Genomic DNA, 12836 nt, shown 5'->3' on the forward strand with positions numbered 1-12836 from the left:
CCCGGCCGTCGCGACGCGCTCTGCGCCGCCTCCGAGCTGACGCTCGCCATCGAGGCCGCCGCGCTCAATTCCGGCGCGATCGACACCGTCGCCACCGTCGGCGTCTGCCGCGTGCACCCCGGCGCGGTCAACTCCATCCCCAGCCGGGTGGAGCTGATGCTCGACCTCCGCGACACCGACGAGGACCGCCGCAATCGCGTCTACTCGCACATCCGCACCACCGCCTCCGAAATCGCCCACCGCCGCCGCGTCGCTATCCGCTTCGAGCCCATCAACGCCGACCGCCCGGCCGCTTCCGATCCCGCCATCCTCGCCGCACTCGAAGAGGCCGCGCAGGCCGAACAGCTGCCCTTCCGGCGCATAGTCAGCCGCGCCTATCACGACGCGCTCTTCATGGCCCGCATCGCCCCGGTCGCCATGCTCTTCCTGCCCTGCCGGGGAGGAGTCAGCCACCGCCCCGACGAGCACGCCGAGCCGGAACACATCGCCCAGGCCACCCGCACCCTCGCCCGCACCCTGGCCACACTCAGCGCAAAGTAAAGCAGCCAATAAGGATCCGGGTGCCCAACCCCGAGGGTGGCCCATGCAAGCCATCCGTTGGCTTGAGTGGAGGACATACGAACCCCAATAAAAGTGTCATTCCGACCGAAGCGGAGGAACCTGCAGTTCTCCCTCAAACCAGCAAGAATCCGGGTGCCCCACGTCTCGCCTCTGAGACGTGGGTACACACATTTCCGAAGAGGGGGACATACGAACCCCAAATCCCCCCCTCACCCAGCGACCCACGAAGGCACCTCCAAAGGCGGATCGCCCCACGCGAGGGGCCAGTCCGCCCGGCCCGGATCAGTTTTTGCTAAACTGGAAGCCTGCGCGCGGAGTCGGCCCTGGAGCCTTGTGGCCTCCGCCAATCTCCCCCGCATCAGCAGATTCCGAAGGACCGAGAGTGGACACACAGACACGTCACGCCTTGAAACAGGACGGCTTCGCCGAAGCCACCGCATCCAGCATCGGCTGGATCGAGACCAACCGCAGCACCGTCATCCGGCTTGCCATTCTGGTCGTAGTGGTCGCAGCCCTGGCCATCGCTGGCGCGGTCATCTACAACTCGCGCTCGGACAAGGCCGATAACCTGTTCGGCGAGGCGATGGACGTCTACAACACCGCCCTCCAGGCCCCCGGACAGCCCGCGCTGCCCAACACCCCGGTCTACAAGACCGCCGCGGACCGCTCCAAGGCCGCCAACCCCCTCTTCGTCCAGGTCGCCGACAACTACAGCTTCTTCGAGACCGGTAAGAATGCCGCCTATTTCGCCGGCCTCACCTATATCGATCTGAACCAGACCGCCTCCGCCGAAAAGGAACTGCAGAAGGCCTCCGACGCGCACGACAGCGACATCGCTTCGCTCTCGAAGATGGCGCTTGCCGGCCTCTACCGCCAGACCGGCCGTGAGAGCCAGGCGATCGACGTCTATAACGACGTCATCAAGCACCCGACGACGGCCGTTCCCGAGTCGGCCGCCAAGCTCGAACTGGCCTCCCTCTACGAGACCAGCAACCCCGCCCTGGCCAAGAAGCTCTACGCCGAAATCAAGGACAAGGACAAGGGCTCGGCCGCGGCACAGATCGCGACCCAGAAGCTGGCCGGCGGCAAGTAAGCCACCAGCAACTCCGTCCGCACCACCCGACAGCCCGCGCCCCGCGCGGGCTGTTCTGCGTTGAAGCAGATTTCGTTTCTCACCCGTCGGATACTGTCATTCCGACCGAAGCGAACGAAGTGAGCGCAGTGGAGGAACCTGCAGTTCGCCTTACACCGGCCTGGGATACGATGCCCTCCAGGGAGAATCCACAGTGACCGTCAAGCGCTGGAACATCGCCATCGCGGGATTCGGCGGCGTAGGCCGTGCCGTCGCCCGCCTCGCGCACGAACGCCGCGAACGCTATCGCACGCTCTATCACGCCGATGTCCGCGTCGTCGCCGCCTGCACCTCGCGCGCAGGCATCCACAATCCGGACGGCCTCGACCCCTTTACGCTCACTGCGGAAATCATGACGCCCGGCCTCACCGGTACGGAATTCCTCTCTTCCATCGCAACCGATGTCGTCGTCGACGCAGGCCCCACCGACTTCCGCACGGGCGGCAGCAGTTATCTCTACGTCAAGGCATCGCTCGAAGCGGGCCGCCACGTTCTCGCCATCTCCAAGGGCTCGCTCGTCTTCGATTACCCCGGCCTGCACCGCCTCGCCGAGACGCACGGTGTACAGCTGAAGGTCAGCGGCGCGACCGCCGCGGCGCTGCCCACCATCGACCTGCTCGAATACAACCTCCGCGGCTGCGAGGTGCTCAGCCTCGAAGGCATCCTCACCGCGACCGCGAACTACGTCCTCAGTCAGATGACCGAAGGCGAGCTCGGCCTCGACGAAGCCGTCGCCCAGGCGCGAGCCGCGGGCATCGCCGAGAAGGATCCCTCCTTCGACATCGGCGGATGGGACACCGCCTGCAAGCTCACCATCCTCGCCAACGCCGGGCTCGGCGCAAGCCTGTCGATCCGCGACCTCGCAGTCCGCGGCCTCGAAGGCATCACCGCCGCGCAGATCCGTGAATGGAAGCAGCAGTGCCTTGTTCCGAAGCTGGTCGGCAGCCTCACAAAATCTCGCAACGAGGTCAAAGGCGAAGTAGGCCTCAGGCTCTATCCCGAAAAGCACGCCTTCGCGCAGGTCACCGGCAAGAGCAAGGCCGTCCGCATCGTGACTGACGACATGGGCGAGCTCATCGTCACCGGAGGCGCAGGCGAACCCAGAGCCACCGCAGCCGCCGCCCTCAAGGACTTCGAGCACATCCTCATGCACGCGCGCTGAGCCGCACTCGAAACATCAGTTCGGAGTCGGGGGCTCCAGATGATCGATGACGATGGTGGGCAGCATCGCCGTTGTCGGCTTGAGGGAGAAGCCGCTGGCCTCGAGGTCGAAGAAAGGACTTGCCGGCCTCGGTTCACTCGCATCGCGCTTCTCGTACGGCAGCCGAATCAACGTGATGTTATAGAGCCCTTTAAGCCCGGTACTGTCCACGATGTGCCGGTCAGAACCATTCGACAGAAACTCGGCTAATGTCGTCATCGAGACATTGAGCAATCGTGGATGATTGCCAGGGACAAGCACTCCCTCACCGACCGCAAAACTGTTCTCTGGGTAGATCTGTGCTCCGGTCACCTTATCGTACTTCGGCGGCTTCTTGCCAAGCGTCAGCGCGAAGACGGGCCGCTCTCGCTGTGCGACATGCGCAGCCATGTGACAACGCTCCTGCAATGCTTCACGCAATGCAGCACTCAGCAACTCATGCTGAGCATCCTGTTCACGCCAACGCGCGATGTCCGCCGCCGGGATTCTCGCGTCGATGTCATAGCGCGTCTTTGCCCAGGAGCTCTTTGGGTAGTTCACAATATCGTCGCTCTTCCATCCATGAAAATCTCTGGGCGAATACGCCATCATGATGCTGCTCCAAAGATCCCAGCCATGCGCGGAATAGCCATCGGGCCGGATGCCTCCAAGTGGGCCTCCAGCGCCGGATTGTGGCGCCATACTGGTCGGCCGTATCGAGAAAACCTCAAACGGAATCGGCACACCCGCATCGTCCGCATACGCCGCGCGCGCGCCAAGCACGCCCGCGGCCAGCGGCAGACCGCACAGCAGCGCAGCCGCGGAGGCGAGGAGCATCTTCCGCCTGCCGCTAAGCCGCATGGACGCAGCCTCCGTCATGATGCGGACGATGCGCTGCGTCAGCTCGCCACCCGTCACCCCGGCCATGGCATCCGCCGGAGCCTCGGCGTACATCCTGCACACGTTAAGAATGCTCTGCGCATACAGCTCGCGATCGTTGCCCGCGACCACAACGCCTTCGTCGCAGGCGCGTTCGCGCTCATCGAGCAACCGCGCCCGCACAAACCACACCGCCGGATGAAACCAGAAGAGTGCCGTCACTGCGGCATGCAGAGCCGCGGTGAGGTTGTCGCGGCGCCGTACATGGCACAGCTCGTGCGCCACAATCGCGTCTATCTCCTGCGCCGTCAGTCGCGCAGGCAGATCCTCCGGCATCAGCAGCACTGGGCGGATCAGACCGAAGACGCACGGTTCGAGCACGCCACGCGTCTTCCGTACTGCAAGGCCCTCCATCGTCATCCACGGTGCTGCACGGCGCGCGATGCCTGCACCGATCATCCAGTTCCGCAGCCATAAGCCGAAGACCGCGCAGGCTCCGAGCATCCAGAGCACAACCATCCCTTCGGCCATGTAGACCTTTGTATTGCGCTTCTCATACCGCACGGGAGCCAGCATCTGTGAGGGCAGCACCGGTCCCGCATACGGCTGCACGGCCTGCGTGACCAGATGCCCGACAGCCCGCGTCTCCACCGGTTGCGCCGCCTCCGGACGAAGATGCTGCCCGGCAGCAATCAGCAGCGAAAAGGGCACGAGAAACTTCAACGATGCCGCCATCCACAACCGGAAGCGCAGCGCAGCGCGATGCCGCTGCAGCATCGCCGTGAGCACCCATACAAGGAAGAAGACCGCCGTCGTCTGCAGCAGATGATTCACCAGCGCCGGCAGGAACTGGATGGCAAAGTAGATATCCAGCTTCATCGCTTGCCGCCCTTCGAGAGCCTGCGCAGCGCCGCCTCCGCGTCCTTGATGTCTTCGAGCGATACGCTGCCCGACTCCACCAGGTGCGCCATCACCGGCTGAGAGCGCCCGCCGAAGATCGAAAGCAGATCCTCCACCAGCGCGCGCTGCGCCTTCTCCCGCGTCACCATCGGCCGGTAGATATGCGACGTGCCCACCTGCCCCACACGCGCAACCACGCCTTTCGCCTCCATGCGGTTTACCGTGGTCTGGATGGTCGTATACGCAGGCCGCTTCTTGCCCGGCAACGCCTGCAGCATGTCGCGGATGGAGCCGTCTCCGTTCGTCCAGAGCACTTCCATGATCTGAAACTCGAGCTTGGAAAGTTTTGCCGTCGCCAGGGTCAGCCTCCTCACACAAAGAATCTACTACACATGTGGTAATAGACGCGAAAAAGAGAAAAGAGTCTGCAGAAAACCCATTGCCGCTCCCAGCCTCGACTCTGGGCATCCCGCTTGCGCACAAATCTTGAGCAATCCACGTTCATCCGCATTGCGACTGGCATAGGTAAGATCTTTGTTATCGCAAAGGCCTGTTATGGATTTCGCGTGACAAACCAGTGGGCCTCTACGTCAAAGAGGATGTCGCTTGGTTCGGGAGATATGACCTCGTCTGCCATGGCTTTGCTCGCTGCCGCAGTGCTTGCCGCGCTTCCGATGGAAGCCTGTGCTCAGGCCTCGCCCGCAACGGCCTCTCCGCAATATGCAACCGCTGCAGTTCATCTCGCCGCAGAGAACCGTCCCTTCACAGGCTGCGAGACACAGCCAGCGCGCCTGCACTGCATCCTGAATCTGCGTGCGCTCGCTTCTCGCGCCTATTCCGTGCGCTACGAGTTCGTTCTGCAAGCTCCCAGATGGGCTGAAGAGAAGATGTGGGACCTCGAAGCCACCATCGATCCAGAAGATCTCGAGCGAGTGAAGGCGCTCTCGCCAGATCAGCGCGGCGCGATGATGCAAAGCATCCTTGCCGATCGATTTGGATTGAAGGTTCACACAGAGACGCGCCCGGAATCTGTCTTCGATCTTGTCATCGCGAAGGGCGGTCACAAGCTCCAGCCTTCTGCTCCGGCAACCGATGCCGAGATGAAAGACATGCCGCCTGCATTTCCGCGAACAGACTTCCTCACCATGTCTGGAGGAACCACCCGCGCCTTCGGTGTCACCATGAATGAAATCGTCCACCAGCTTCCAGGCTCGCTGGGCTCCGATCAGATCGACCGCCCCATCCTCGATAAAACCGGCCTCACCGGAAACTGGAACTTTACCCTGAGCATAGAGCCGCAGGGAGACAAGGCGCCATCGCCCTTCACAACACTCGAAGAGCAACTGGGGCTGAAACTGGTGCCTGCAAAAGAGCCCGTTCCCGTTCTCGTCATTGACGCGTCACATCTGCCGACCGAGAACTGACCGACAGCAACCACCCTCTGCAACACGAACCAACCCACACCCTTGCTATCATGGTGCGCGAGCGGGTGCTCCAAGCCGGCCGCAAGGTCTCTCCGGGGCTACCCCGGGGCAACACCCCGAATACAGCAGGCACCGCATGAGCCTCCCTGCACGCTGTGCAGACCAGCTCACGCAAAGTCAGACTCGTTGGAGCATCCGCTGCAACCTCTACCCCGCCATCGAAACGAGTTTCTCTCGCTCGCGCGCATGCTTCTCTACGCGGATCAAACAGCCGAAGCGCATCTCGCCCTGCTGCGCGCTGCCTTTCGCACCGAGCCCCCGGCGGCCAGCCTCAAACGTCTCGCCGCCCGCACGCTCTCCTGGACAGCGCCACGCCCGCAACCGCGCATCCGCCAACTCGTCCAACAACTTCACCACGAGCCGATCCTCAAACGCCTCATCGAGCGGCATGGTCTGCTTCCACCCGTTCCAGTCTCCGCAGCGCCACGCATGCGGCCGCTGCCCGGCACATCGCTGCTCAGGCTTGAGAGCATCCGCGACCTCGCCGACTGGCTCAAGCTCGAGCCCGGACACCTCCAGTGGTTTGCCGACCTGCATGACCTGAATCGAAAGGCACTCCATCGCAACGCATCGGCCTCGCTCCTGCAGCATTACACCTGCCGCATTCTGGCCAAGCCCTATGGTGCCATCCGCCTGCTGGAAATACCCGCGCCGCAGCTCAGGAGCATGCAGCGCCGCATCCTGCATGAGATCCTCGCGCCCATCCCGCTGCATCCCGCGGTGCACGGCTTTCGTCGCGGACGTTCCATCCTCACCTTCACCTCGCCGCATGCCGCGCGCGAAGCCGTGCTGCGCATCGATCTCCAGGAATTCTTTCCATCCATCAGCGGCCCGCGCGTGCAGGCGCTCTTCCGCACCCTCGGCTATCCCGAACCTGTCGCCGACCTGCTCGGCGGCCTCTGCACCACCACCACGCCACGCTCGGTCTGGAGAAACACCGGCTGCGAGCTGAGCCCATCAGCACTGCAACATGCGCGCGTCTTCTATGCCCGGCCGCATCTTCCGCAGGGCGCGCCCACATCTCCTGCCATCGCGAACCTCTGCGCCTTCCGGCTCGATCGCCGCGTCGCAGGCCTTGCCGCCAAAGCCGGAGCCACCTATACGCGCTATGCCGATGACCTCGCCTTCTCCGGCGATGCGCATTTCGCCCGCGCAGCGGACCGCTTCATGCAATTCGTAACAGCTATCGTTACGGAAGAAGGCTTCCACATTCATCCCCGCAAGACGAAGCTGATGCGGCGCGGAGTGCGCCAACACCTGGCCGGGCTCACACTCAACACGCAACCCAACCTGCCCCGGCGCGAGATGGAGCGCCTCGAAGCCATCCTAACCAACTGCGTGCGCAAGGGACCCACAAGCCAGAACCGCGACGGACACGCCGACTTTCGTCGTCATCTTGAGGGCAAGGTGGCCTTCGCCACCATGGTGCATCCCGCGCGATCTGCGCATCTCCGCGCGCTGCTCGCACAGATCCAGTGGCCCAGCGATGCAGCAAATGGCGGCAATCGATAAGAACAGATAAAGACCATCGTCACCATGGCCCTCGCGTCGTTGCCGTTCCAGGTTGTAGCGACAACCCCTGAAGCCTGCTTTTACAGGATTTTTTAGAAGAAGCTTGTCATTCCGACCGCAGCGAGACGGCTTTCTTGTCTCGCGCAGTGGAGGAACCTGCAGTTATACCAGCGCGTGCGAGGATGCTCGGAAACCGGCAGCCTACTGCAGGTTCCTCCACTGCGCTCCCTGCGGTCGCTTCGGTCGGAATGACAACTTCGAGATTGAGATACAGTCACCAAACAACTACGTCGATGCGCTCTAATTCACCGTCACCAGGTGCGAATACTTCATCAACCACATGATCTGCCGCTTCGCGCTCACCTCACTGCAGGACGAAGAGCGTGCGATCTGCGCCGCAAGCTTGCCTACCGAGATAGGCTTCTCCGCAAATGCGAGCGATTGCGCCACATTCCACTGGTGAAATTCCGTCATGTTCAGAAGCTTTCCGGCATAAGGAACGAAGATCTCTCCGGAACCCGCACCTGTGGAACGCACCACCACGGTCGCGTCGTTCAGGATCGTGCTCGCGAAGTGCTGCGCGAAGCGGAAATACTCCGGCTGGCGATACGACGCATGCGCCGGCCGGCGATACGGAATGCTCTCCGCGATCGGCCGCAACTCATCCGCCAGCGCGTGATAATCGGAGACGATCTTCTTCCAAGAGAACAGCGACACCGCCCGCCGCCGCGAGGCCTCGCCCATCTTCGCCCGCAGCTCCGGATGCCGGACCAGTACTTCCATGCTCTCAACCAGCGCGCGGTTATCCATCGCGACCGATTGCGCGAGGCGAAAATGATCCGCCTGCCAGTTCTCCGCATACACCTGCGATAACGGGCCCAGATCGCTGTCGCATTCCATCCAGTACGTCGGGATCAGAAATCCGGTCTCGCCGTTTGCAACCGTCTCGCGATAACCATCCCAGTCCGATACCACCTGCGGAACGCCGCAGGCCATCGCCTCCAGCGGCGTCTGCCCGAAACACTCCTGGATGTTGTCCGAAGGTGAAACGAAGATATCGGCCGCGCTGTACAGCAGGGGCAGCTCTTCATCGGTGATGCCGGGCAGAAACACGACACCGGCCGAGAGCCCTGCTTCCTTCAGCTTCTCCTTCAACAGCTGATCGTAGCCCTTGTGTCCGCGCCCGCTGATGGCAAGCGTCAGCTTCTCGTCCGGATTGCGCCGCCGCAGTTCAGCAAAAGCCTGCGCCAGCGGAAAAAGATCGCCCTTGTCGATGACCGAGATTCTTCCGAAGTAAAGAATCAGCGTCTCTTTCTGCGAGAAGCCGAAATGCTTGCGCGACGCATCCTTGGGCCGCGGAGAAAAGACCTCGGTATCCACACCGAGCGGAATCACATCGAGACGCCCGCGAAAACTCGCATGCAGCCCATGACTGCGCTCTAACGCATGGCTGATATGTTGCAGCTGGTTGTCGACGAGCCTGCGTGCGGCATAGCTCGTGCACACAAACGAATCGCACGGCTGCGTCTCGGCAAGAATGAGCGGAAGAAACCGGTTGTTTAGCTGGTGCTGATAACTCACCGTGTGGTGCGAAAACAGAATCGGATAGTACGACGAGGCAAAGTTCGCGCGAAGATCGAAGGGGTTGCAGAAATTACCTGTGTCATCGAACCAGGCATACCAGCCTTTTTTGAACTCGGCTGCCACGTCGAAGTAGTTGCAGACCGCTGCCGCGCTGCCTTTCGGTAACGGGGTGCTCTTCAGCTGCTGGTGCAGCCGTTGCACCATCGAAGGGTAAGAGATAAGCACCGTCTCCGCCGCGGTGGAGTGATGCAGCATCGCTGTGTTGAAGGACCGGTAGGCCGTGGATGCGCCATACACAATCTGCCGCTGCGAAAGAATCTTCCGCAGCGGCTTCAGCAGCGCAGACAGCAGCCCGGCGCTGCCCTTCGGTTCAGCGCCGGGACCGCCAAGCATATCGGTGCACAGGATCGCGATGCGCCGTGATGCGGCCATCGCTGATCCTGAAGCTGCCGCAGCCGTATCTTCCAGCGTGCGCGTCACGACTGGCAGCATCCTGGAAGCGAGATGCTTAACGTGCTCTCTATCTTGTTTTTGATGTTGTCGCCGTACACGCCTACCCACGAGTTCACAATCTTCCCGTCCGGCGAGACGACGATGGTCGCAGGCGTTCCACCCATCTGGTACTTCGCCATCGTGTCGCTGTCGAGGTGCGTGTAGACAGGAAAGTCCAGGTGCTGCGTAGCGATGTACTGCTTCAGATCGCGATCCGTCAGCGAGATGCCGATCACCCGGTACTTGCCGCCCGCCTGGTTTGCCAGCGCATGCAGGTCCGGCAGATTGCGCTTGCACCACATGCACTGCGGCGTGAACACATACAGCACCGTCGGCACGGAGCTCGAAGCATAGACGACCTTGCCCGGCACACCGTCGACGGTCTGCGCATGAATGTCAGGAACCTGCGCGCCAATCGTCAGGAGCTGCCCATTGCTGGCCTTATGCGTGAGCTGGTGCACGCGTCCAATCAGGAAAAAATTCAGCGCGATCGATACAGCGAACAGGATCAGCAGCGCGCCCCGATCCAGAAACGATGCGCTCTTCTTCGAAGATGAGGCTGCGGGCTCGGAAGCCGGCTGCCCGGTATTCGTCCACTCCATGCGATTCCTCCACGGCGATAAGAGCGGTGCGACAAGCATCGACATGCCGCACCGCTCGGGTTACGGATGACAGATGGTTGAGAGAATCGCTACTGGTCGACGCAGGTCCAGCCCTGCTGATTAGCAGAGCTCTGGTTGCAAGCCTCATTGGTGAACTCACAAAGTTCGCCACTCGGGCACGAGTTCTCTGATCCCGCGAGACAACAAGCAGGTTCGGCATGGGCTTTTTGCGGAACTACTACCTGGTGCACCGTGGCCGCGAGGGCAGCCAGCGAGCTTCCATATAGAACCGTGCGTAATGTCAGCTTCCATCTCATGAGGAGTCCTCCACTGTTAGGCACGCGGTCCGGCTGCGACCCGCGACGCACCGCGTGGGTGATTGTCGTTAACAAGTCGAGATGACTCTCTAATCGTCGACGCAGGTCCAGCCGTTGGCATTGGCACTATCGGAGGTTTGGCACTCGTCATTGGTGTACTTGCAGATGGCGCCGCCCCCGCAGGAGTTATCCGGTTCTTCGTAGTTACAACAGGCTGGTTCGGCATGGGCTCTCATCGGGACCATGACCTGGTGAACGGTGGCCGCAAGCGCGGTCAACGAGCTCCCATAGAGGAGCGTGCGTAACATCAGCTTCCATTTCATAGGGGGAGGGCTCCTTGTTCCCTCAACAACAGCGCCACCATCACAGCGTGACTGCCGCAACGGCAGGACTGCTGATCTTCACGAGCTGTTCGAGCTGGGAATTCGGTGCTCGTGGTAACGATTCCACGAGCGGACACTAAGTTGCCACCAGGAGACGCCGCTGTCAAGGCAAAAAAATAAACTGCCTCACTCCGCCGCTGAGAAAAGATCGAGGGCCCTACATCTCGATTCTGAGATGTGGGTCACTCCACAAATCCGATTGAACGATGCAAGCCCGAAGCCGGCTTGAGTGGAAAGCAATCCCTCGGCGTTGTCATCTCGACCGGAGCGAACAAGGTGAGCGCAGTGGAGAGACCTGCGGTTTATCCATGCGAGGAACAAACAATCATCCGGGGTGCCCCACCCCTTTTCGAGAGGTGGGAATGAAGCAAAGCGCTCCCCGTCTTCTAGGACATCCCCGTAATCTCGCCGTTCTCATCCACATCGATGTTCAGCGCACGCGAGGCCTTCGGCAGCCCCGGCATCAGCATCATCGAGCCCGAGATCACCACCAGGAAGCCCGCGCCCGCCGAGAGCGCGATGTCGGTGATGTGCAGCGTCCAGCCCGACGGCGCGCCCAGCCGCTTCGGATCGTCGCTCAGCGAGTACTGCGTCTTCGCAATGCAGATGGGCAGCTCGCCGAAACCCCAGCGCGTGTAGCGCTCGAGGTTCGCCTTCGCCTGCTCGCTCAGCTCCACCGCGTCCGCGCCGTAGATCGTCCGCGCCACCTTCGTGATCTTCTCCACGATGGAGTCGCCGAAGGCATATGTCGTCGTCAGCTTCGGCTCCGGGTTCGCCTCGATCACCTCGACGACCTTCCGCGCCAGTGCCGCCGCGCCTTCGCCGCCCTTCGCATACGCCTCGGACAAGGCAAACTCCGCGCCGCGCTCCTCGCAAAATCTGCGTAACATGTTCAGTTCTTCTTCGGTGTCGTTCGGGAAGCGGTTGATCGCCACCACCGCCGGCAACCCGAAGCCCCGCACGATGCCGATATGCTTCTCGAGGTTCGCCGCCCCGCGTTCGAGATCGCCCTCGCCCTGCTGCTTTACGCTCTGCACCGTCGTCACCAGCACCGCCGCCGCAGGCTTGATGCCCGAAAGCGGGCTCACCAGGTCCATGTACTTCTCAAAGCCCAGGTCCGACGCAAAGCCGGTCTCGTTCACCACGTAGTCCGCCATCCGCATGCCCATCTTCTGCGAGACGACCGAGCTGGTGCCATGCGCGATGTTGGCAAACGGCCCGCAGTGCACCATGGCCGGCGTGCCTTCCGTCGTCTGCGCAAGATTCGGCAGCAGCGCCTCGTGCAGCAGAGCCATCATGGGCCCGGTCGCATGCAGATCGGCCGCGCGCACCGGGTTGCCCTTGCGATCCTGCCCGATCACGATCCGCGCCAGCCGCGCGCGCAGGTCTTCGCGATCCGCCGCCAGCGCGAGGATCGCCATGATCTCCGACGCCGCCGTAATCAGGAAGCCGCTCGGCCGGTTGCTGCCGTCGCGCTGCTTTTTGTCCGCTGCGGTAACGCTGACGGTGATCCGCCGCAGCGCGCGATCGTTCATATCCAGCGTGCGCGGCCAGGTGATGCCCTCGGGATCGAGATCCAGCTCGTTGCCGTGGAACATGTGCGAGTCGATCAGAGCGGCCAGCAGGTTGTGCGCCGAGCTGATCGCGTGGAAGTCGCCGTGGAAGTGCAGGTTGATCTTCTCCGCCGGCTCCACCTGCGAGCGCCCGCCGCCCGCGGCTCCGCCCTTCATCCCGAAGACCGGCCCCAGCGACGGCTCGCGCGAGGCCAGGATCGCCCGCTTGCCGATCGTCTCCAGCCCCTGCACCAGCC

Annotated in this window: 11 protein-coding genes; 5 read left to right on the forward strand and 6 right to left on the reverse strand. The window is 62.4% G+C overall.

Annotated elements, in window-relative coordinates:
- From QM649_RS19215 to QM649_RS19225, 3 genes are all read left to right on the forward strand, one after another.
- On the forward strand, positions 1-540 hold a 540-nt coding region (locus QM649_RS19215; protein ID WP_415200696.1), incomplete at its 5' end, for a M20/M25/M40 family metallo-hydrolase.
- A gap of 403 nt (positions 541-943) precedes the next feature.
- Complete coding sequence (locus QM649_RS19220) at positions 944-1654, forward strand: tetratricopeptide repeat protein (protein ID WP_415200697.1); 711 nt, start codon at positions 944-946, stop codon at positions 1652-1654.
- A gap of 193 nt (positions 1655-1847) precedes the next feature.
- On the forward strand, positions 1848-2855 hold the full coding sequence (locus tag QM649_RS19225; RefSeq protein ID WP_415200698.1) for a hypothetical protein: 1008 nt from the start codon (positions 1848-1850) through the stop codon (positions 2853-2855).
- A 15-nt stretch (positions 2856-2870) separates the two neighbouring features.
- Here QM649_RS19225 and QM649_RS19230 read toward each other — a convergent pair whose 3' ends face one another.
- Together QM649_RS19230 and QM649_RS19235 are read right to left on the reverse strand one after the other, a co-directional pair.
- Positions 2871-4631, reverse strand: a complete 1761-nt coding sequence (locus tag QM649_RS19230; protein ID WP_415200699.1) for a M56 family metallopeptidase — start codon at positions 4629-4631, stop codon at positions 2871-2873.
- Entirely contained in the window at positions 4628-5026 is a 399-nt protein-coding gene (locus QM649_RS19235) for a BlaI/MecI/CopY family transcriptional regulator (RefSeq protein ID WP_415200700.1), read from the reverse strand. Before QM649_RS19235 ends, QM649_RS19230 begins: the two co-directional genes overlap by 4 nt.
- Before the next feature lie 246 nt (positions 5027-5272).
- Here QM649_RS19235 and QM649_RS19240 point away from each other — a divergent pair, with 246 nt between their 5' ends.
- Both QM649_RS19240 and QM649_RS19245 read left to right on the forward strand, forming a co-directional pair.
- Positions 5273-6076: a TIGR03435 family protein gene (locus QM649_RS19240; RefSeq protein ID WP_415200701.1), complete on the forward strand. Its 804-nt coding sequence runs from the start codon at positions 5273-5275 to the stop codon at positions 6074-6076.
- 246 nt (positions 6077-6322) lie between these two features.
- Positions 6323-7648, forward strand: coding sequence for a reverse transcriptase family protein (locus QM649_RS19245; RefSeq protein ID WP_415200702.1), 1326 nt, complete (start codon positions 6323-6325; stop codon positions 7646-7648).
- Between the two features lie 300 nt (positions 7649-7948).
- Here the strand turns inward: QM649_RS19245 and QM649_RS19250 are convergent, their stop codons facing one another.
- The 4 genes from QM649_RS19250 to QM649_RS19265 form a co-directional block, all read right to left on the reverse strand.
- A complete protein-coding gene (locus tag QM649_RS19250; protein ID WP_415200703.1) occupies positions 7949-9664 on the reverse strand; it encodes a glycosyltransferase family 4 protein in 1716 nt (571 codons plus the stop codon).
- A 44-nt stretch (positions 9665-9708) separates the two neighbouring features.
- Positions 9709-10326, reverse strand: a complete 618-nt coding sequence (locus QM649_RS19255; RefSeq protein WP_415200704.1) for a TlpA family protein disulfide reductase — start codon at positions 10324-10326, stop codon at positions 9709-9711.
- A 406-nt stretch (positions 10327-10732) separates the two neighbouring features.
- Positions 10733-10951 (reverse strand): hypothetical protein, encoded by a 219-nt coding sequence (locus QM649_RS19260; RefSeq protein WP_415200705.1) that lies wholly within the window; start codon positions 10949-10951, stop codon positions 10733-10735.
- Positions 10952-11412: 461 nt separating this feature from the next.
- Positions 11413-12836: formate--tetrahydrofolate ligase (locus QM649_RS19265; RefSeq protein WP_415200706.1), on the reverse strand; the 1424-nt coding region annotated here is incomplete at its 5' end.

It is taken from the genome of Silvibacterium sp. (assembly GCF_047605705.1).
Lineage (GTDB): Bacteria > Acidobacteriota > Terriglobia > Terriglobales > Acidobacteriaceae > Silvibacterium.